Below are 21,780 nucleotides of genomic sequence, written 5' to 3' on the forward strand. Positions count from 1 at the left end.
GCCATTTTTTATTAAATAACCTACGACAAATTTATTCGTCCAGGTATTCCATTGCTACCCGCGAGGTTAGCTTTGTTAGTAATTCATAATCACTGACCCCAGTATATGCTGCCACTTCTTCAACAGGCAATAGTTCTCCCCATATGATCGCTTCATCGCCGACCTTATCTTTACTTTCAAATCCTAAATCTACTGAGATCATATCCATAGAGACTCTACCAACAATCGACACTTTGCGCCCATTTATTAGTATTGGTGTACCAGATGGGGCATTGCGGGGATAACCATCGCCATAACCAATAGCAACTACACCCAGATTGGTATCCTGCTCACTAACCCAAACTCCACCATAACCAACCGGCTCTCCGGCTTTATGTTGACGAATAGCAATTAAATTAGATTTGAGTGTCATCGCTGGTAGGAGACCAAAATCTTTGCCTTGTTTACCTTCTTGTGGTGAAGCACCATACATCATAATGCCAGGGCGCACCCAATCAAAATATGATGCCTGCCATAATAAAATACCGGCGGATGCCGCGATCGATTTTTCACCCGGTTTATCTTTTATAAAAGCATTAAAACAAGCCAATTGCTGATTGGTAGCAGCCGGGAGCCCTGGCTCATCCGCACGGCTAAAATGGCTCATAATATTGATAGGCTTTTGGATATTTTGGCATGCCATCAAGCGCGCATAAGATATTGCTGCCTCTTCAGGTCTAAACCCCAAACGGTGCATACCAGTATCAAGTTTCATCCAAACTTTTATCGGTTTTTCTAATTTAATCTGTTCTAACGTTTCAAGTTGTTCAATACTTTGTACAACAACGTCAATTGCATGCCTAGTGATAATAGGTAATTCAGCCAGATCAAAAAAACCTTCTAATAATAAGATGGGATTGTTGATCCCATTTTCACGTAATGCTATTGCTTCGCTAATACGAGCAACCCCAAAACTATCAGCCAGATCTTTAACTGTGTGCGCTGTTTCTAATAAACCATGCCCATAAGCATTAGCTTTAACGACAGCTATTATGCGGCTATGAACCGCAATTTCCCGAACTCGTTGTAAATTGTGACGCAGAGCGCGGCGGTCAATGACAGCGGTTGCCGCTTTCATTTTACTCTCCGTATTAAATTAAATAGATTGACTATTCGTCGTGGTAGATTGGCCCGGCATAGTTATCAAAACGAGACCATTGTCCATTGAAAGTCAGACGTACTGTTCCAATTGGGCCATTACGCTGCTTACCGATAATAATTTCTGATACCCCTTTAAGATCTGAATTATCGTTATAAACCTCATCTCGATAAATAAACATAATTAAATCCGCATCCTGTTCAATGGAGCCGGATTCCCGTAAATCTGAATTGACCGGTTTTTTATCCGCTCGTTGTTCCAGGCTACGGTTAAGTTGTGATAATGCAATCACCGGCACTTGTAACTCTTTTGCCAATGACTTAAGCGAACGGGAGATTTCGGCAATCTCAAGTGTGCGATTATCGGACAAGGAAGGAACACGCATAAGTTGGAGATAATCGATCATAATTAAACTTAAACCACCATGTTCACGGTAAACACGGCGAGCACGTGAACGGACCTCCGTCGGTGTTAATCCGGCAGAGTCATCAATGTACATATTGCGCTTTTCCATCAACAGTCCCATGGTACTGGAGATACGAGCCCAATCTTCGTCATCAAGTTGGCCAGTACGGATACGCGTCTGATCAACGCGCGACAGGGAAGCTAACATACGCATCATGATTTGATTAGCCGGCATTTCCAAACTAAAAATCAAGACCGGTTTTTGTTCCGTCATTGCTGCATGTTCACATAAATTCATCGCAAAAGTAGTTTTACCCATTGAAGGGCGAGCTGCCACAATAATTAGATCAGAGTTTTGTAATCCTGCGGTTTTTCTATCTAGATCCTGGTAGCCAGTAGATACACCTGTCACACCATCATGAGGCTTTTTATAGAGTTGTTCAATTTTTTCCACGGTTTCCGATAAGATCTCTTCAATCCCTTTCGGACCGTCATCTTTATTGGCTCGGGTTTCTGCAATTTGGAAAACACGTGATTCAGCTAAATCCAGTAACTCTTCACTAGTTCGACCTTGAGGATCATAACCGGCATCAGCGATCTCATTTGCCACCGCAATCATATCACGGACGACAGCACGTTCGCGCACAATATCAGCATAAGCGTTAATATTGGCAGCACTTGGGGTATTTTTAGCTAATTCCGCTAGATAGGCAAAGCCTCCGACACTATCCAATTCCCCTTGCTGCTCTAATGATTCAGATAAAGTAATTAGATCAATTGGTCTACTCTGCTCAAGCAGACGTTGCATCTCAGCAAAAATGGTGCGGTGCGGTCGACTAAAAAAATCTGCGTTAGTTACGCGTTCCGAGACATGATCCCAACGCTCGTTATCTAACATTAATCCACCAAGTACAGATTGCTCAGCTTCTAAGGAGTGAGGTGGCATTTTTAGCCCCTCTATTTGACGATCTTTCTGACCAATAAATACGGTTTCTGCGGAATACTTCTTCGCCATAGCACTTTCTTTACCCATTAATCAATAGAGTCGCTCATCAGTATATGCTATTTACTGCTATTTCGTGACAATTTGATCATTTAATGTGAGATTGAACCTTAAGAATTGTTCCCTGTTATCTTTTACAGAAAATCTGAAAATGTTGCAATGTTCCTCAATCAAACATAGCAAAATATTGGCAATAAATCTGAACTTTCTGAAAAATATTGCAATCATTGCTAATGATTCACTAGTTAAACGTCACCATTAATCAACTGTATTTTCAGATCGTATATTCGCGAACAATTATATTGTTTATTGATTTTTTAATAAGTAAATTTTTTTAATTAAACAGAGTTTAATTATTATGAACAGCTATCCAGAGAACAATACATTTATTAATCATGTTGATAGCAAAGATCGCTTTTCTAGTAATGAATTTCAAACTATTTGTCATTATGCTAAGCAAAAATTTAACACCCTTCTGGAACAATAGGGTAACAATGTTGAATTAGCTGATTTTCTGCAATTAATTAATCTCACTGTACAATTGATGGAAAATAGTTTGCCAAAAATGGGCCAAAACCGGCAAATAAAATGCGAATAAAAATAAAATTAAGGCCGCTTTCATTAGTTAGATACTCTATATGTTCGCTAATTTTGATCGCGCTTTTAGTTCCCTTTAATTAAACCGCCCCCAGGTCTGGCATAGGTAAAATAACCTGGGTTAGTCAATTATTTACCAGTAATAAACTCAAGTGCCTGCTTAACCACAGTCACATCAGCGCCCTTTTTATGGGCATTTTCACTCAAGTGACGGCGCCACTGACGGGCACCAGGAATAGCTTGAAATATGCCCAACATATGACGAGTAATATGACCTAAATAAGTTCCCTGTTTCAACTCGCGTTCAATATAAGGATACATTGCTTGTACTGCAACAATCGGATCAATAACTAGGCTACTTTGGTCAAAAAATTCAACATCAACCTGAGTTAATAATGCCGGATTTTGATAAGCTTCTCGTCCTATCATAACACCATCAAGGTGGTGTAAATGTTGTTTAGCCTCATCAATGTTTTTAATACCACCATTAACCTCAATGGTTAACTGAGGAAAATCTTTTTTCAATTGATAGACACGTAAATAGTCTAACGGCGGTATTTCCCGATTTTGTTTCGGACTTAGACCTGATAACCAAGCTTTACGCGCGTGAATGATAAATAAACGACATCGACTATCTGTCACAATTTTATCAATAAAATCGGTTAAAAAAGCATAACTATCATCATCATCAACGCCAATGCGGGTTTTAACTGTTATCGGGATCGTCGCAGCATCCTGCATTGCTTTTATACAATCCGCTACTAACCCGCCTTCACGCATCAAACAAGCACCAAAACGGCCATTTTGAACACGATCCGAAGGACAACCTATATTCAAATTGACCTCATCATAACCATTTTGCTGAGCCATTTTTGCACATTTGGCCAAGGCCGTAGGCTCGTTACCACCCAACTGCAAAGCAACTGGATGTTCTTCCTCACTATAAGCCAGATAATCACCTTTACCATAAATAAGCGCGCCAGTTGTCACCATTTCGGTATAAAGTAACGCTTCCTTAGTCAATAAACGGTGAAAATAGCGGCAATGGCGATCTGTCCAGTCAAGCATCGGTGCCACGCTAAAACGGTGGTGGTCATGGTAACCTGTAGATGCGGTTAATTCGTTGCCTGGCGTTAATTTTGGGTTAGTTGTATTATCGTGCATTTTTTGCTGTTTTGCTATGTTGTTTTTTATCGCCTCTAAATGGCATCACTGGTTTTTAGCAACCATTATAGAGAGGGTTTATTTGTTTACTTGCTGATTATACCATAGAGAAACATCTATATGTGGAATGGCTCTATATACGCACTGCCATTTCAGACTTGCAACCTAGTAGAAAGTCCTTAACGACTGAGGTTAGGTTATCTATTAATGCATTCATGATGAAATCATAGAAAATTAGTTCCCTCCAAAGCAGGGAGTTTTTAAACATCATCTGGTATAAAACTTATATAAAAAATTAAAAAAATTTTATTGGTGACATTATATTGTATTTACATAAATGTTATTGAATTGTAGTTAATTAAGGCTGAAAATGTTTTTTTATAGAATCATTAGAGAATAAATTATGAAATCGTTATTTAAGACATTGACTATTATCTCACTCTTCGGACTTAGCTTTCTTTCTTTAGCTAAGAATAGTGATATGAGTAATTCAGTTTTACAAGGAGCAAATTTAACTGAGGCAAATCTAGCTCAAGCAAATTTGGATGATGTAAAAAAGCAGTTATGTAAGTCCGCTGAATATAGTTCTCCCCCCTTTTGTATCAAGCAATTGAAATGACCAAACAAGTTTTCCCTCCTGCTTCTTGCGCTCCATTTAGCTAAACTAAATCTACCTCTTCAGTTTAAGAAGAGGTTAATTAGATAATTGACTGTTTTTATTGCATGTAAATTAAGATAATAACTGCTATAGAGATAATGATAACTACAAAGATACTAATTAATCTTTTTTTTATAAACCTATCTTAACCGTTTCTCTTGCCAATATTGTGCTGCTAAAGTTTTAGATTGATGTCTAAGACAAAATTAAATTCGCTTCGTGCTAAGTGCTTATCTAAATAAACTCATATTGTTAATGTTTAATAAAAATATCAATTAAATTAGTTATAAGTAAAATTTAATTGACTTTAATGTTAGCTAAACTAATGTTAATGAAAATTTTTATTTATACGGAAAAAAGATGAACAAATTAGGTAAGGTATTAATGACTCTATTTTTTATCGCGGCCAGCGACTTTTCATTTGCAAATCCAATTGATTTTAATTGCTCCAGATCTCAATGACCTTCCATTAACGCTTTCTGAGCGTGGTATGGTATTAAGTGATAAAAATCGTATTATTCCCTGCTCAGAAGTAAAAATTAATTTGCCATCTCTAGATAAATAAACTATATCCCGTTAAATTTATAATCAATGAAAATAAACATATCTCTTTTACCAATGGTGAAAGAGTTAAATAATAAATTTACTTCTATTTTATTATCGATATGTTGATTTTTATTATGTTTAACTTATTGAATTCAAAATTTATTAAAATCATCCGAACAAAACTTATATCAATTATAGTTAAAAATATATAGGAGATAATAGTTTAAGATATAACAAAATAAATAAGAGTAGGCGAGATACTCAAAAGCAATCTACTTATTTAACATTATTAAATAAAATCTTCTATATTTTTAAATATTACTTTAGTTACTAATTATTAGCGTTTAAAATTTTTTCAATACCATGAATGATTAAAAAGCACCAAAAATGGTGCATAGTAATTATTAGTAAAATGATTAACAAAGACAAAAATAAGATAAATTTGATTTTATTAAGAGTAAATTTTTATTTTTCACCGCTTATTTAACGTATTAAAATATTCAAATGTTCAACTTTATTTCTGGCTTTATCTAATAATTCTTTCTTAAATAAAGGGACATAACTTCTACTTTCTGTCGATTTACCAGGTAACATATTCTGCAATTGTGTTCTACATTTTTTACTTTCATCAGATACAGATTTGTCAAGAATCTTTAATAACAAACCTTCAAGACATGGCTCTGAACCTACTAATTTTATATTATTATATTCTGCTTCGTTTATTTTTTCTTTTTTCCACGCTATATCTGTATCGAGCAAAACAACAATTTCATCGTATTCACGTTGTTTCTTATATGATATCGCTTCGTCGATAGGACCATCTGGAGCTTTTCCACCTGCTGAAATCAGACTAATACTGGGTCCAGCAGCCGTAGAATATAATGATTTTAAATGTCCTAAAAATGCTTTCTCAGAGGATCCCTCACCTACTATTAAAAGTGTTTTTCTTACTCTGCGCTTGTTATTTCTAGAAGCCATCATCTATCCCTTATATGCAAATATCTGGAATTCCGCCCAAGGCTCCTGTTATATATTTGTTATATAAATTATCTTGACTTCTTAAACCCTGGATATCATCCATTCTCCAAGCTGTACTCTCACAATCACTCTTCTCTACTAAATATACGTTATGTTTCTTCAAATTATTTAGTACTTCAGGCGTATGGCAACTAAAAATTAATTGGGCATGATTTTTATTTATCTCGTCATCTTTGAACATATTTAATATTTCAGATACCATAATTGGATGTAAATCTCCGTCTAATTCATCGATAACAGCTACACCACCTTTATTTAATGACACTAGTAAATAATAAATAAGTGTAAAAAATTTCTGCGTGCCTGCTGACTCCAACATAAATGGTAATTCAAAATTGTCCTCGTTATTGGTATGTGTACCAAACGGTATAATAATTTTATCTTTTTCACCATTTTCCTCATTAATCCTTTCTCCAATTCTTAACTTAACTCCATCTAAGCCAAAATCCATTTTTTTTATGTAATTTATAGCTTGTGAAAATATTTCCGCATTCTCACTATATCTCTTCGCTGTCTCTATGATACTACCAGTATTAAAATAATTTTTACCATAAATATTTAAATTAGAATGAAAACTCATCGATTCAACAATATAAGAGGCTAGTTTGTTGCTCTTTCTATAGTAATAAGACAAAACCGTCGCATTGGCAGGTATCGTCTCCATTTCACTCTTTTCTAATAAACTTCTCTCATTAACTATTTTCTCAATTGCGTCCTCATTGATTTTTATTTCTTGTTTATCACCTTTGAGCTTTCTGTAGAAACAAGACAAATATTGTCTATTATCAGCCCTCTTCACTTTCAATTCTTCATGTAAAATTTTATTCTGATTAAATTGAATAAAATATTTAAAATAAAAGTTAATATTATTGGGGTCTCTGTTCATAAAAGACACTTCTATTTCAGAAACTTTATCTTCTTTCATCATATACGAAAAAAAAGGTAATCTTTCATTTTTACTTAAGTCTTTGAAAGCAGAAGTGCAAATCCAATGTATAAAAGCTAAAGGCTTAAGTAAATTAGACTTACCAGCACTATTAGCACCCATAACTACCAATACCTTAGTCACTCTTTCCTTTTCAAATTCCACATCATAGTATGTTTCTGGTGAATTCTTTTTAAGAGTAAAGGAGACCTTGGTTTCCTCTTGAAAAGAGAAGAAATTTTTAAATCTATACCATAGCAGCATAAACTTACCTCATTTAAACAAATTTTTGTCTATTTCAGTTGAGTTTATACAAAAAACAAGCGATGTCTATATAAAAAAGTCTCAGATAGATGAAAAATTATTAAAATTAAAAAACATCAGCACCCCAATAGCACACCACAAATTTGTAACTACTTGATTTTTATTAGCCGCTGATCCTATCAAGCATCAGTGCCATGCTAAAACGGCGGTGATTCTGATTACCTGTAGTTGCGGTTAATTCATTGTCTGGCGTTAATTTTAGGTTAGTTGTGTGGTCGTACATTTTCGCTGTTTTAATATGGTTTTTTATTGCTTCTAAATAATATTCCTGGCTAGTAACAACCATTTAATGAAGATTGCTATCAAATGACTCTCTTATACTTAGCGTAACGTCAAACTCTAGATGGTTCTATCTCATACCGTTAAGCACTGGCAATAATTTCAAACAGATAGGAAATAAAAATTTAGTGGGTAACGCAGAATAAACAAAAAGTTAACTTAGTACCTAGGCTATTTGTTCAGAAAAGTTATTTGCCATCCGTCCAAAAACCAACAATGAGAATAACAACAGGTTAAAGGAAAAATGCTGTACTCAAGCAAAGTCATGACAATAAAAGATAAAATAAAACTTAACCTTAACAAATTGTTGCTTTTTAAGCAGGGTATTCTGCTATAGCATCATGCTAATGCTGTATTGCTTATCTCTATGTGGAAAAACAAATATAATTTTTAAATCAAAAAATTATTAATTACATTCAATTCTAACTATAAGATCAATAAATTATGCAATATACTTACCTTTTTATACATGGCTCTTGGCATGATGGACGTGCATGGGGTGATGTTGCCAAAATATTACGTAATCAAGGTTTAAATGTTCATACCCCAACCATCGCAGGCCATGGTTTACAGGCAGATTTTACTACCAGTCATGCTGATTGTGTTGATTCTATCGTTGAATATATTAGGCAACAGGATTTAAAAGATCTGGTTGTGTTAGGCTATAGTTTTGGTGGCACGATTGTACAACGCTTAGCAGAATTAGAATCACCCCGTATAAAGCGTTTGGTTTTTCATAATGCATTTGTTTTACGCGATGGAGAATCGCTTTTCAATACGCTTCCTACTAGCTATCATAAAATTTGGCCAAAAATCACAATTGATAAAAAAATAATGCTACCTTTTGATATTTTTAGAGAATTATTTATTGGTGATGCAAAATTAGAAAAAGCAAAACATGTTTATGATAATTTTTTAACACCATGTTGCGCTGCCAGCCAATACGATAAAGTTCCATTGAAAACATTCGAATCTTTAACTATTCCTCGTAGCATCATATACGCCTCAACAGATAATGCTCTGCCGGTGGGTGAATATGGTTGGCATCCTAAATTTAGTAACCGTCTTAAGTTCTATCGTTTTACTACATTACCAGGAAGCCATGAGGTATTATTTACTAATCCACAAAAACTTGCTAAATGCATTATTCACGCCAGTAGACCTTAAATTTTTTTATTTATTGAAAATAAAACTGAAAATAATACATACAATAAAATATGTATTATTTACAATGATTGTAATAAAGTAAGTTAAATTAAACTTTATGAGGTAAGTTCGATTTACGTGCATTGAGTGGATCACATAAGCTCAAATCTACATGAGGATTAGCTTGTGATCTTGTTTCAGGCAAAAGAAGCGCAGCACAGTCTCTACCAGTAGGTAGTTTGTCTTGAGGAGGATCAGCAAAAACTGGCATATTGATAAAAACAAACGAAAATAAAATAAATAATTTAATTTTTAACATTTTTGCCCCTTAAATTAGAACTGCGATTGTAATGACAGGAAAGATTTATTATAAAAGGCAAATAGTAAGTTTAACAATAAATTTACATTATGTGAGATTTTTCCGATGTTGGTAAAAAATCACTAAAATTTATTGGACTTATTATCTATTTAGAATGTTGCTATAACAAGATAGCCTAGTTTTTTTACAATCATATTGAAAATAATTTTTAAAAATAATGAGTTATGATTAAATAACTACTCGGCTAAGCAAATATGCAGAAACCATTCTTTGACATATTACTTTCATCCCCACGATACAAATATCAATAATTAACATGAAATTTTTTTCTTGCTAATGTTATTTAAATGTTAAAATTATAAGCTAATATTTATTTCGATTTGTATTTAACGTTGGAGAATAATTCATGAAATTATTATGCTATTTATTTGCTAACATTTTGATTTTAGCGTTCAACTTAATTTCAGAGGCTAATGCCGGTAATAAACCCGTAGAGTGCTACGACACCAAGGTAGATAATTTATCGCCGATAGAAGAAAAAACCAAGATCGAATGGTTAATAGAGAATTGCGAACTAAAAAGAAGTGAAGCAGTAAATAATCGTTTAAAAATTTTAAATGGAATGATAAATGGCGCAAAGAATAAAACCAACAGCCAAGCAAATTAATTTTCAATTGTTAAATCCTTTTGACTGTTCTATAGCCGCAAATACCATATTTGTGCGGTGTTAAGCTGACCTCTGAACCAAAGATAATTGCGCTCGTAGCAAGCCATTAATTTTATGGATTATAACTCAACCATTATAGGCTTAATAGGGATGTTATCGATTTAATTTTAAGCCATTTGTTAATAAATATGTTTATATAATGTTAATTTATTGTATGTTTTTAATCATGATGTTCATTTATTGTTGGAGGATAAATTATGAAACCATTATGCAAGATCCATTCTACTACTGCTTTTTTAGAGTTTAGTATTATTGCTATAGCAAAAGATTCCTCACTTAAAAACACTATTCTTATTCCAAAGGGTAACGGAGAATATGCCAGAGTGTCATCCTCCTTTATTAATAGGCCAAACGAAAAAAATGCAGTTGATATTTGCTGGGAAGATCCTACCAAAGGCCCTAGATGTTTCAATGGCGATACAAAAGAAGTATATCCCAATCCTGAAAAATCAAAAATATCTGACTAATTGTAGATATATCTGTTTTTAGTCTTTAAAAAGCTAGATAAACTCATTCCTGAACGCTGTGATCTACTAATATTTCGATTGTTTTAGCAAAGCATCTGCGATCAATACTGACAACTGTGTTAATAATGAGTGACGAAGGGATGGGGGTTTAAGATAAACTTTAACGGTAAAAACATTTTTATAGCCAGCTAAAGAAATTTATTCCTAAATGGTGATAAGGTGGTTGAGAGTAAAAAAACGTGTTTGTTACTAGATTGTAATTTAAAGAGTGCTAATTGTACGTTTAGCTACACTAATCACGAAGGGAAATATTGTTAAATTAACCAGGATATAAAGTGTAAAAACATTAATATCTCTGACAAACTATGACAATTAAAATGTAAAATCGTCCAAGACTGATAGCAGTAGAAAAAAGTTAGTTTAAATCAATAATAAAATAGTAATTAAGAAAAACCCGCTAGCATCCTTCTTTAATAAGATATAGAATTGGTTAATTATTATTAATAATAATGTTATATTTACATAAAATAAAAGTAAACATACAAGCACAAATATCATAGCAATTTTATTGTTTAATTATGATGATTTCTATTATTTATTAAAAAATTAAATTATATTTATAATAATTTTTTTAAAAATTAAGTTATAAAATAATTTTTAATAAATATAGAATATAATAATAATTGGAGATTTATGTAATTAAATATTGAAGAGTCTATATCATTTTATAGATATGTAATAACATTACACAAACTAAACTGAGTAAATGGATTATTTTTATGTTAAAAAATCAAACTAAACAAAAAAATTAACAGGAAAAATAATATATAAATGTGATATTGATAATAAAAATGAATTACTGTTCAATAAAAGTAGATATAAAACAACCTATTTAGCCAAAATAAAAAATTTATAAAACACTATGCATGATATATCTAAGAAGAATTACAATGAAGCTAATTGAAATATGTGAACAAGAGACAAAGCAGGTTAATTACTTTGATATCGAATTAGTTGTTAATGCAGATATTAATTATTTGGCTACTGACCAAGATGGTTTTATTTACGGATATATCTTTAAGCCAGTAATAGATAATAAGTTTAATGCCTGGTTGCCAGCCCAAGAATATACTCCACATCCTAACCCACGTTTTTATAAACGCGGCAGCACTTCATCTCTAAAATAAGGAAACTCATCGAGATAGTTAACGAATGTTAATGCTGTGCCCGCTAAGCCTGCATTGTAGAGTTGTTCTATTCCATTGGCAATATCATCCGGGGTTCCGACCAAAGGATAACCCCCATGCCCAGCTGGAAATTTAAAACGATACAACTTAAGTTCTTCTATTGAAATAACTTTCGAATTGTTTGCCAATAATTTAACAATATGATCTACCGCCTCCCAATCTGCATTCTCCTGGGAATAATAGTGAAGATATTCTTCTGCTTCTTTATACGTTGGACGACAGACAACATAAGAATAAAATACAAAATTAAGCGGCTTTTTTCTCTTTTGCAATTTTGCTTGTTTTTTTATTGATATAATATCTTGTCGCAATTGATTTAAATCTAATGCTAACATAAATAAATAATCTACATTTCGAACAGCAAAATCTTTACCAATGTTAGAACCTGCGCCATTAAAAATAGGAATATTCTTTTGTAATGGCAATGGAAAGCTATATACCTTTTTAAATTTAAAAAATTGACTATTCCAATCAAAAGGGGTTTCGGTTTGCCATAATTTTTTTATTATATCAATCCATTCTTGAGCATGTTGATAACGTTCTTGATGACTATACAATAACTCTCCACCTAATGCTTCATATTCCTGCCTATTCCAGCCACATACCATATTTAACCCAGCTCGCCCACCGCCTATATGATCCATCGTCGCTAATTGCTTTGCTAGAATAACAGGATTATGCAAAGATGTATGGATAGTAGAAATTACTCCGATCTGCCGCGTAGTAGCTAATAATGCGGAAGCCCAGCTTATCGATTCTAAAACATTACTATGAAAATGTGTTTCCCCGTCATAGCCCTTCCAACGACCTAATGGTAATAAATATTCCAGCCCAGCCTCATCAGCAAGTTTTGCTATTTTAAGGTTGTTTTCCCATGAATTAAGCCAACGTTCGCTGACTTTGGTCACCGCCAAACCACTAGCACAATTTATTGCAAAAAGACCCAATTTAAATTTATTTTTGTTATCTAATGGATTAGAAAATTCTGCCATATATTTTATTTCCCTATTGTCATAACATATTAATAAAATAAAAAATATAAAACTATCATCAAATGAGAATAATAAAACATTATCTATTAATTCTTACATTTTAAATTAATGCCTATATCTTTTATTTATTATTATTTATATTTTAAAGTTAGATAAATTAATTTTAATATTTTTATTATATTTTGATATTAATAATTATTTTATTTAAACAACTTAATAAGTATCAAAACAAATTTAATAAAATTTCATAGAGCATTAATGAACCTAATGATTACAAATATCTGGTCAATATAAGAGCAAAGAACTAAAATCCGTGATTACTCTATTATATTAATATTTATAACTTTCTCTTAATCCTTGTTTTTCTAAACGAGGTAAAACTTCGTCTCTAAAATAGGGAAACTCGTCCAGATAATTAACAAAAGATAATGCTGCACCAGACAATCCAGCATTATAAAGCGCTACGATTTGTTTGCTAATATCGTCAGGTGAACCTATTAACGGATAACCACCAAAGCCGGCAGAAAATCGATTTCGTGCTGAATGCAGTTGCTCTTTTGGAAATGAGTGCGTATTATTAAATGCTAAATTAATAATTTTATCAACAGCTTGCCAATCAGCCTTTTCTTGTGAGTAATAGCGCAGATACTCTTCGGCTTCTTTACGCGTTTGACGGCAAACCACATAACAGAATGTCAATAAACCAAGAGGAGTCTTTCTATTTTGTAACTTTTCTTGTTCTTTTAATTCCTTAATATTTTTTTGTAAATGCGCTATATCCATCATCGAAGTAAATAAATAATCTGCATTACAAATAGCAAACTGCTTGCCTTCATTAGAACCTGCTGCATTTAATATTGGTATTTTTTTTTGTAATGGTAATGGAAAACTATAAACGTCTTTTAATTTAAAAAATTGACCATTCCAGTCAAATGGTTCTTTTCGCCACCACAAATTTTTAATTATATCAAACCATTCGCGACTATAGCGATAACGCTCTTCATGCTGTCGCCAGAATTTTATTCCCAGCCCTTCATACTCGATGGTATTCCAACCGCATACCACATTTAAACCTGCCCTACCATGACCAATATGATCTATGGTTGTTAGCTGCTTTGCAACAACCACAGGATGATGAAAAGAAGTATGTACTGTAGTAAAAATGGCAATATTGTTTGTCAAAGCCAATAAGGCTGACGCCAATATTGTGGGCTCTAATACATTAGCATGAAAAGATGATCCTTTTTCATAACCTAACCATCGAGCAGCGGGTAATATAAACTCTATACCTGCTTTATCAGCAAGTTGGGCTATTTTAAGATTATTTTCCCAGGAATTTAGCCAACTTCCTTTTACTGTTGTCATGGCTAAGCCACCAGAGCAATTAATAGAAAAAATACCCAATTTAAATTTATTATTATTAAACATAGGATTAGAGTTATTCTGCATAAAAAATACCTTTTAATAAGAAGGATATATTAACAGTGAGTATTTATGATGCAAGATACGCAAAAATTAGATAATCTATTTAATTTTTTTATGCTAAAAATTATATAATCTACTTAATAATTTTAATATTATAATGAATTTGTTATTTCAAAATTAATTATCACTTATTTTTCTTTATTTTATTACAACGATAAAGTGAAAAATTATTATTTTATTCACAAGAAAATCATATTATTACTTTAGTTAAAAATGATCTACTATTAAATATCATTTTCTATAACAATGATAAGGATAAATTATGACACAGTTACTTATAAAATTTACTATTTTTTCTTTTATTATATTTAGTCCGAACACAATTAAAGCTCAAGTTGAAATTAAACATTGGGAAAATAAAGAAAATGGTCTACCCTGTTCGGTTGATATCGATTATACCAAATGCTACCAATTAGAAAATAATCAGACAATTCTGGTCAAAAGCTCTAATTCTGATGAAAATAGTATTGAACAGGACTGGGAGGAAACTATACAATAAAACTATTTTCTCTAATATTACTCGTTTGAAGGATATAAAGAAATTTATTTCTTTATATCCTAATTATCAGGAAAATGTATGTAATTTAACTTTATCACTTTTGATGATAAAAACATTAGCAAATAAAAATAGCTATAGTTTAATTGAAGTAGTAATACTATTAATATCCATGGCTTAATCACATACTGTTTTTATTTATAAATTTTCCCAATTAAGTGTTATTGAATTATTTTGTTAATCACAGAAAATAAAATCTATTTCATCTTTTCCTACCTAATTATCAAATATCGCTTTTTGATGCTAAAATGGAAAAATAGATAAATCAGACGACAAAATTTAATACTAGCTAGTATGCAGACGAGAAAATTGCCGATTGCATAATTTATTTTACCGCTAGTAATAAATTATACCAATAGCATAAACGACAAAACTAATCCTACTTTTGCCAAGAGATCTGTTACTACAGCATTGCACTGTCAACTTTACGGAGCCAACCATAAATAACATACTAATACAAGAGAAATAATTGGACAGACTAAATTCATTTAACATAGTTAAAAATAACCCAGCTACATGGAAAGATCCCGATGAGCAAGCCTAGATCCTAGCTGGGTACGTTGTATCAGAAGAAAAACCTATTATTGAAAGTTCGACTGATAGCCGAATGGATAGACAAGTAAAAAAAGATATTTCAATCGGTTATTACGACCAAGAAAATATTAGACTATTATTTCTATTATTAGACTGCCTTAGTGAAACATTACGCTATTCACCACTCTATCCTAAACAGACAAAAGACAATGGTGGGCAAAGACAAGAGGCGATTGCTAAAAATGAAATTCATATTGTCGCCACAAAAATGGACAAATTTTCCCAAAAACAGCGTCTGTATTATATAGGGGGTTATCAATACCCAGCGCCGGATTGCAAAAAATACAAGATACCGGTTAACTACAAAATTATGCATTTGTTTTTTTACAAACAGAAATGTTGCACAATTCTTCATTATGCTAAGTGGTAGCCAAAACGATAGGAAAATTATATTTTAATTAACTATCGCGGATAAAATTGGCAAAGAGCTGCAATTTCACATTGGTAAGGTTATTTTTGCCGCTTAAACTCTTCTTGTACAGGACAAAAAGAATAAATTTAGCAAAAAAGATTTTAATGGCTTAAAAGAAATTATTGCCGATAAAAGCAGCACACTCTTGCTATATTTAATTAATAGACAAAAAATCATTTCAATAAACAATATTCATTAAATCTGCGATCAATTTATAGTTGATGAAATAAACAGAGAGCGTTAGAAATAAGCTCTCTACTTATTTATGATTTACTATAAAATTATAATAAAAATTGAAATTTATTAGCATAAAAAAAAAATCTTGGTAGGATTAGGATAAAGAAAAATAATCATACATGAAGTTAGAGAGTTAATTTTAAATATGCCGCCAATTGATTTTAATAATAAAATATCCAATTCTCCACTGTATACTCAACCTTCTAATAATAACGATGAAGATTTAGCTGATAAATATCCTGATTTAAAAATTCAATCAACGGATCCATCCCCAACAAGAAAGTCACATGACAAAATTGCAACCAATAGCGATAAACTACATTCATCGGAACATGTTACATCCCTATTTCTATCAAATAAAAAAATTGAATCAGAATCAGATGAAAACCAATACCAGTTATGTCACAAAGAACTATCCACTATCATGACCACGGCCTATGACAAAAGTCCAACTTTTAGGCGATTATTTAATTATGCGTATGAGAGCAATCTTTGCGATGGTGATAAATGGTATTTATCAACTCAAGATGCCTTTAGCACCACCGTAACTATAGAAGAGATAAAAGCTGAAAATGGTAAAAAAATTATATCCCTTACGACCGATCCTGCCAATTGTTCGCGCTTTAACGAGGACTATCAACTAGAAAATGGTAATTATGCTCTGTTTAGTATAACCCGCGCCTTTATGCATGAAATCGTGCATGCATTAACAATGCTTCCTGACGAGGATAATAATCATGCCAGAGGTGCGGTGGTAGAATATACCAATATTGTCCTTAAAGAAATGGGTAATAAAGAACCGGCCAGATTTAAATATTAATATAATGCAGATTAATATTAAGAAATTTTTAGAATATCGCTATGCTAGCTTTTTTGTTTAAATAGATTCAATCTGACAGATATCACATAAGAAATCAATATTTCTGTCAGATTAAAATAATTTCATTTGGTGTTAGAAAAAATTCACTCTAATTATTATTAATATTTAGTTGAAATCTATTTCTTTCAGATTTTTGAAATGATAGCATTGATGGAAAATTTTGATTACATGTCATTATCTCAATTTCGTTATTCGACATATTATATACAAAACTTACTTGGCCATGAATGGCTGGTCTATTTTGATTGCTAATAATAGCAATATTAGCATTATATAAATTCCCATCTTGTGGAAAAGAACCAATACATTGATAGTCTGTATTTGCTTTAATATATATCGGGTTACATAAAAAAGAAATATTAAACACAACTTGATAAAATATATTATTATTGCCTGTGTTATTGTTAAGTTGTATCGCTAATATATCGGTATGCTTAGGAAATACGGTAAATCTCGATAAGCCTTTTATCTCTGATAGATCAGGTGTATCATATTGCCAAATTTTTGTTATATTACCTGGAGCGTTATTAGCCGCATAATCTTTCCATTCTTGAACTTGTGAAAGTCTGCCCACTCTGACAGAATTAAATTTATCATTCAATTCAGTCGGTAGGCGATATTCTTCATTAGATTCAACATATAAAAATCCATCACCAGTATAATTTTTTCCTTTATAAAAAATAACACCCGTTGAAAATAATTCATTATTATTCATAAGTATCCTTTTTTTTATAACTTTTGATTAAATTGATTTAATAATATATAAAATTTCAAATTCATATTTTTCAATATAAAAATTTGATGCAAATTTTATATTATATTTTGTTTAGCCTGGCACAAGTTACTTTTAATAAAAAACACACTTTTATCTAAAATGAATCTATTTTTCAATTAAGTAAAAATGGGAGTAACTTGCAAAAAACAATAAAAGGATAAATATAAAAATAATTATTTAGTCTAGTGATTTAACTTATTTTCACAAATGGATATTTTAAAATTAAATTATTAATGATGAAAGTAATTTAGATATGGATATAATCATCTTACTATTTGTAATAATCGAGAGTTTGCTAACCCTTATAAAAAAATGCTTTTTACCATAACTAATATAGCAATATCTTTTTATATTTAAAACATAATAATTTACATACTATAATTAGTCTATTTGTTCACTACTTGGTTGAGTAAAAAATCTATGAAAAAAATACTATTACTACTAACATATATTTATGTTGTCGGATGTACTAATGCAACAGAATCATCGTCACCCACTAAAGCCATCGGCGTGGCAAATCCTGCCTCAGTTTATTGTATTAAAAAAGGTGGCAAAATTAACATTGTCAAGACAGCTAAAGGCGAAGTCGGTTATTGCCGCCTAGCTAACGGTGTGAGTATTGAAGAGTGGACACTATATCATCAAAATCATTAATAATTTATTGTTCCTAATATAGCAATTGCTACTAACTAAACTTTTCATATGCAAATTGCTACCAATAAAGTTAAAAATCCGATTATTACAAATATGATTATATCTTTTAGAAAAAATAATACCGTCATCCAAAATGTAGCGATAAGGGACACTTTCTTTAGAATAGTTGCAGTTGCATTATTAATGATACTGCCACATATGGCCGAAGTTAATAAAATGTTATTGAAAGGTTAAAATAAGCATCTATTATTAATATCGTTACATAACTATTAATATCGTTAAATAACTATTAATTGAGGTGACTAATGAAATTATTTACAAAACGCGTTGCTATCGCTTCTGTTTTAACATTTGGTTATATGTCAGCTATGGCTAGCCCAATAGGCGGTTTAGGCCTCCCTATCACTGGCTTAGATAAAGTTTTAGAAATATCAGAAAATGTGGCTAATACTGGTGCTGATGCTGTAAATACAGCTACTAATACTGGTGCTGATTTTGTTAATAAAGCCACTGATACTGGTGCTGATGCTGTGAATAAAGCTGCTGTTACTGGTGCTGATTTTGTTAATAAAGCCACTGATACTGGTGCTGATGCTATTAAGACGGGTACAGAGACTGCTAAGACCGCTGTTGGAGAGGTTGCAAGTACTGCTTCAACAGTAACTGATAACGCAGAAATAACAGAAGAGTTAGAAAAAACGAATGTTGTAAAAGGCTTATTGTAAGGCATAATCAAGCAATACAAATAAAGCGTTTAATTAATAAATACCTCTTCATTAAAATTAATAAAGAAGAGGTATTTGTATTATAATATTTAGTGGAAACTAAAAAATAAATATTAATGATCTCAAATTGATGCAACAGATCCTTGTTAAATTATAATTACTCTTTTGCTATTAATAGTTCTTTGATTAAAATTATAAATTATTTAGGCTGTTATCATACTTAACCTACTGCTCATAAATAATATAAGTATCTTAAAATAACAATCTACTAGTAAAATAAATCTCATTATAGATTAATTAGAAAATGCTGCTTAACTTTATATGGTTATAATTAATATACAAATACTTATGTTTAATTGTCTAATTTTCAAATGAAAATAACAAATAATATCATGATTAAATTAGATGAAAATATAACTCAACCAAGCAATGCAGATACTGTTAATTCAACACCAGATTATTAGAAAATAATTTTTACAGTGAGCAATTTTACATTTTTATTGTCGGTACAGCAAAATAAGCCGATAGAATAGCAATCAATCTATAAAATATTTTTAAACTAAAAATATCACTTCAATAACTTATTGCAATGGTCAAATATTAACCTATTATTTAATAATAATTATCATTATTATTAAATGAGGGGAAAGACATAATGAAACTATTATCTAAACCATTTATTTTTATAATTTTGCTTGGCACCAGTGCTATTTCAATGAGCACAGTGTCAATATCCAGCCAAATTACCGATATTGAGCGAACACAAGAGCAGAGTAACGCGACTGAAAGTTCAAACCCAATATCATCGACAACTGCTGACATTGATTGCAGCCTGCCCCATAATAAAAAATGTTATCCCAAATCAAATGCGCCAGACTCTGTATCAATAAGCGGGACAATTAATCGGGTTATTATAAACCGAAATCCCAAAAATTGAGTGTATGGAAATCCATGCCAGGGACGGTGTTCGTTCATTCCTAGCCGGATTGTTAATTAAATAGCATGATTTAACTTACTAAGCTCTATCTTACCAACTTGAACTCTTTATTAAAAAACCCTATTTATTCCATCTAATTATCTTATTTACCTTTTTTAATAGTAATTTGCCACTGGGCGTTGCCAGTTTGTTGAAAATTAATCACTTCATGACCTGATTTAGCCGCCCACTTCGGGATATTTTCTGTCGCTTGAGCACAATCATATTTAATAATTAAAATATCACCGTTTATCATTAAATCTTTCGCTTTTTGCACTTGAATCAATGGATATGGGCATAACTTTCCCCTAGTATCTAGTTGAATTTCACTCATATTCTATAACCTCTTTGGTTTTATTTGCCATGGACGAATGACAGTAAAATAACTAATGAGCCAACTACCAAATATAATACAAGGAATAAATACCCAACCTTGCCATGAAAACCAAGCGGTATTAACCAATGTATTACCTAGCATGCAGCCACCCGCCAAACCACTACCAATCCCCATTAATAAGCCACCAACAAAACTTTTTACCAATGTGATCCAACCTGGGTTCCTAAATCTGAATTCTTGACTTCCCTTTGCTGCAATAAATGAACCCAACAAAAGCCCGATTAATAAATAGCCAGCCCAGTTAAAAAATTTAAAATTGCCGTCAATCAATAATGTAAAGAATTGCGCGCTGGGTCCGCTAATACCAAGCCCGCCAATTCGACCAGCTGATAAACTTGCCGGCCAGGCTAGTAGCGCAATAATTCCTACCAACATTGCCGTAATAAATGGATGCCAACGTGCTTCAAATAATAGATGGCCAATTCCTCTCTTTTTTGCTGTTATTTTTGCTATATTAATCGGTTTCCACAGTCTGATATGCCTAATGGCTAAATAGATTGTTAGTGATGTTAAAATAGGCATGATTACACAGGGTGATACATGAAAAGTTTGCGTAATTGTTCCGCTATCTAATACCTGAGAGGTAATTGGTGAAAAAAAAGATTTACTGATCGGCAAGCGAACTAACCAACTGGAGAGGATAAAGCCAATAACAGCCATAATACTGCCAACTAAACCTTCAGCTGTTCGATAATAGGCTCCAGTAGAACAAGAGCCTGCCAATGCCATGCCACTACCAAATAGAATGCCACCAACAATGGTTGCTAACCATAAAAATTGGGTATAAGGGAGTATGATTAATTCTAGACTTTGCAATCCAAATAGTCCGACACTCTGAATAGAAATAACGATCAAAATAGCAATTATCATTTGCCCGTCACGGAATAAATAGAAATCTCTTATTCCACCAGCTAAACAAAAACGTCCTCGTTGCATGATAAAACCAAGTAATCCACCCAATACTAAACCAGATATATGAGATAAACTTATCATTAATATCATTCCTAAAATTAAAACAACATTTTATAAAATCGAATTTTTTGAATTCTTGATAAAAAGCACAGTTTTAAATATAGTCTAGTTGTTGGGATTACTTTTCTATTAGCTAAAATAA

At 32.0% G+C, this 21,780-nt stretch carries 23 protein-coding genes; 10 read left to right on the top strand and 13 right to left on the bottom strand.

The window, feature by feature from the left end; all coding sequences use genetic code 11:
• Positions 1 to 31: 31 nt before the first annotated feature.
• From alr to dusA, 3 genes are all read right to left on the bottom strand, one after another.
• Positions 32 to 1,117 (bottom strand): alanine racemase, encoded by a 1,086-nt coding sequence (gene alr / locus LDL57_RS13345; RefSeq protein WP_180559493.1) that lies wholly within the window; start codon positions 1,115 to 1,117, stop codon positions 32 to 34.
• A gap of 31 nt (positions 1,118 to 1,148) precedes the next feature.
• Positions 1,149 to 2,558: a replicative DNA helicase gene (gene dnaB, locus LDL57_RS13350; RefSeq protein WP_180559492.1), complete on the bottom strand. Its 1,410-nt coding sequence runs from the start codon at positions 2,556 to 2,558 to the stop codon at positions 1,149 to 1,151.
• Positions 2,559 to 3,272: 714 nt separating this feature from the next.
• Complete coding sequence (gene dusA, locus LDL57_RS13355; RefSeq protein ID WP_180559491.1) at positions 3,273 to 4,307, bottom strand: tRNA dihydrouridine(20/20a) synthase DusA; 1,035 nt, start codon at positions 4,305 to 4,307, stop codon at positions 3,273 to 3,275.
• Between the two features lie 481 nt (positions 4,308 to 4,788).
• Here dusA and LDL57_RS13360 point away from each other — a divergent pair, with 481 nt between their 5' ends.
• A complete protein-coding gene (locus LDL57_RS13360) occupies positions 4,789 to 4,926 on the top strand; it encodes a pentapeptide repeat-containing protein (RefSeq protein ID WP_225505940.1) in 138 nt (45 codons plus the stop codon).
• Positions 4,927 to 5,994: 1,068 nt separating this feature from the next.
• Here LDL57_RS13360 and LDL57_RS13365 read toward each other — a convergent pair.
• The 3 genes from LDL57_RS13365 to LDL57_RS13375 form a co-directional block, all read right to left on the bottom strand.
• Positions 5,995 to 6,492 (bottom strand): RloB domain-containing protein, encoded by a 498-nt coding sequence (locus LDL57_RS13365; protein WP_180559489.1) that lies wholly within the window; start codon positions 6,490 to 6,492, stop codon positions 5,995 to 5,997.
• Positions 6,493 to 6,499: 7 nt separating this feature from the next.
• Positions 6,500 to 7,738 carry an AAA family ATPase gene (locus LDL57_RS13370; protein ID WP_225505942.1) on the bottom strand — a complete coding sequence of 413 codons (1,239 nt, stop codon included), beginning with the start codon at positions 7,736 to 7,738 and terminating at the stop codon, positions 6,500 to 6,502.
• 163 nt (positions 7,739 to 7,901) lie between these two features.
• Entirely contained in the window at positions 7,902 to 8,084 is a 183-nt protein-coding gene (locus tag LDL57_RS13375) for a hypothetical protein (RefSeq protein WP_180559487.1), read from the bottom strand.
• A gap of 437 nt (positions 8,085 to 8,521) precedes the next feature.
• On the opposite strand from LDL57_RS13375, the gene LDL57_RS13380 reads away from it, so the two are divergent.
• Positions 8,522 to 9,244 (top strand): alpha/beta fold hydrolase, encoded by a 723-nt coding sequence (locus LDL57_RS13380; protein WP_180559486.1) that lies wholly within the window; start codon positions 8,522 to 8,524, stop codon positions 9,242 to 9,244.
• 88 nt (positions 9,245 to 9,332) lie between these two features.
• Here the strand turns inward: LDL57_RS13380 and LDL57_RS13385 are convergent, their stop codons facing one another.
• Positions 9,333 to 9,542: a hypothetical protein gene (locus tag LDL57_RS13385; protein ID WP_180559485.1), complete on the bottom strand. Its 210-nt coding sequence runs from the start codon at positions 9,540 to 9,542 to the stop codon at positions 9,333 to 9,335.
• Positions 9,543 to 9,948: 406 nt separating this feature from the next.
• Between LDL57_RS13385 and LDL57_RS13390 the strand changes: the two genes are divergently transcribed.
• The 3 genes from LDL57_RS13390 to LDL57_RS13400 all read left to right on the top strand — a co-directional run bounded on the left by LDL57_RS13390 (position 9,949) and on the right by LDL57_RS13400 (position 11,923).
• A complete protein-coding gene (locus LDL57_RS13390; protein WP_180559484.1) occupies positions 9,949 to 10,209 on the top strand; it encodes a hypothetical protein in 261 nt (86 codons plus the stop codon).
• Between the two features lie 257 nt (positions 10,210 to 10,466).
• Complete coding sequence (locus tag LDL57_RS13395) at positions 10,467 to 10,736, top strand: hypothetical protein (protein WP_180559483.1); 270 nt, start codon at positions 10,467 to 10,469, stop codon at positions 10,734 to 10,736.
• 950 nt (positions 10,737 to 11,686) lie between these two features.
• Positions 11,687 to 11,923, top strand: a complete 237-nt coding sequence (locus tag LDL57_RS13400; RefSeq protein ID WP_225505944.1) for a hypothetical protein — start codon at positions 11,687 to 11,689, stop codon at positions 11,921 to 11,923.
• Here LDL57_RS13400 and LDL57_RS13405 read toward each other — a convergent pair.
• Together LDL57_RS13405 and LDL57_RS13410 are read right to left on the bottom strand one after the other, a co-directional pair.
• Entirely contained in the window at positions 11,890 to 12,975 is a 1,086-nt protein-coding gene (locus LDL57_RS13405; protein WP_225505945.1) for an LLM class flavin-dependent oxidoreductase, read from the bottom strand. The two genes, LDL57_RS13400 and LDL57_RS13405, sit on opposite strands and share 34 nt — an antisense overlap.
• Before the next feature lie 330 nt (positions 12,976 to 13,305).
• Positions 13,306 to 14,424 (bottom strand): LLM class flavin-dependent oxidoreductase, encoded by a 1,119-nt coding sequence (locus LDL57_RS13410; RefSeq protein ID WP_180559480.1) that lies wholly within the window; start codon positions 14,422 to 14,424, stop codon positions 13,306 to 13,308.
• A 298-nt stretch (positions 14,425 to 14,722) separates the two neighbouring features.
• Here LDL57_RS13410 and LDL57_RS13415 point away from each other — a divergent pair, with 298 nt between their 5' ends.
• From LDL57_RS13415 to LDL57_RS13425, 3 genes are all read left to right on the top strand, one after another.
• A complete protein-coding gene (locus tag LDL57_RS13415) occupies positions 14,723 to 14,959 on the top strand; it encodes a hypothetical protein (protein ID WP_180559479.1) in 237 nt (78 codons plus the stop codon).
• Positions 14,960 to 15,623: 664 nt separating this feature from the next.
• Positions 15,624 to 15,980, top strand: coding sequence for a hypothetical protein (locus tag LDL57_RS13420; RefSeq protein WP_180559478.1), 357 nt, complete (start codon positions 15,624 to 15,626; stop codon positions 15,978 to 15,980).
• Between the two features lie 424 nt (positions 15,981 to 16,404).
• Positions 16,405 to 17,079 (top strand): PipA/GogA/GtgA family type III secretion system effector, encoded by a 675-nt coding sequence (locus tag LDL57_RS13425; protein WP_180559477.1) that lies wholly within the window; start codon positions 16,405 to 16,407, stop codon positions 17,077 to 17,079.
• A 148-nt stretch (positions 17,080 to 17,227) separates the two neighbouring features.
• On the opposite strand, the gene LDL57_RS13430 is transcribed toward LDL57_RS13425, so the two are convergent.
• Positions 17,228 to 17,854, bottom strand: coding sequence for a beta/gamma crystallin domain-containing protein (locus LDL57_RS13430; RefSeq protein WP_225505952.1), 627 nt, complete (start codon positions 17,852 to 17,854; stop codon positions 17,228 to 17,230).
• Positions 17,855 to 18,334: 480 nt separating this feature from the next.
• Here LDL57_RS13430 and LDL57_RS13435 point away from each other — a divergent pair, with 480 nt between their 5' ends.
• Entirely contained in the window at positions 18,335 to 18,568 is a 234-nt protein-coding gene (locus LDL57_RS13435) for a putative hemolysin (RefSeq protein ID WP_180559475.1), read from the top strand.
• A 305-nt stretch (positions 18,569 to 18,873) separates the two neighbouring features.
• Positions 18,874 to 19,293, top strand: a complete 420-nt coding sequence (locus LDL57_RS13440) for a hypothetical protein (RefSeq protein WP_180559474.1) — start codon at positions 18,874 to 18,876, stop codon at positions 19,291 to 19,293.
• Positions 19,294 to 19,905: 612 nt separating this feature from the next.
• Here LDL57_RS13440 and LDL57_RS13445 read toward each other — a convergent pair.
• The 3 genes from LDL57_RS13445 to LDL57_RS13455 form a co-directional block, all read right to left on the bottom strand.
• A complete protein-coding gene (locus LDL57_RS13445) occupies positions 19,906 to 20,115 on the bottom strand; it encodes a hypothetical protein (protein WP_180559473.1) in 210 nt (69 codons plus the stop codon).
• 257 nt (positions 20,116 to 20,372) lie between these two features.
• Entirely contained in the window at positions 20,373 to 20,603 is a 231-nt protein-coding gene (locus tag LDL57_RS13450) for a sulfurtransferase TusA family protein (protein ID WP_180559472.1), read from the bottom strand.
• A gap of 3 nt (positions 20,604 to 20,606) precedes the next feature.
• A complete protein-coding gene (locus LDL57_RS13455) occupies positions 20,607 to 21,659 on the bottom strand; it encodes a YeeE/YedE family protein (protein ID WP_180559471.1) in 1,053 nt (350 codons plus the stop codon).
• Positions 21,660 to 21,780 lie beyond the last annotated feature (121 nt).

It is taken from the genome of Arsenophonus apicola, assembly GCF_020268605.1.
Taxonomy (GTDB): domain Bacteria; phylum Pseudomonadota; class Gammaproteobacteria; order Enterobacterales; family Enterobacteriaceae; genus Arsenophonus; species Arsenophonus apicola.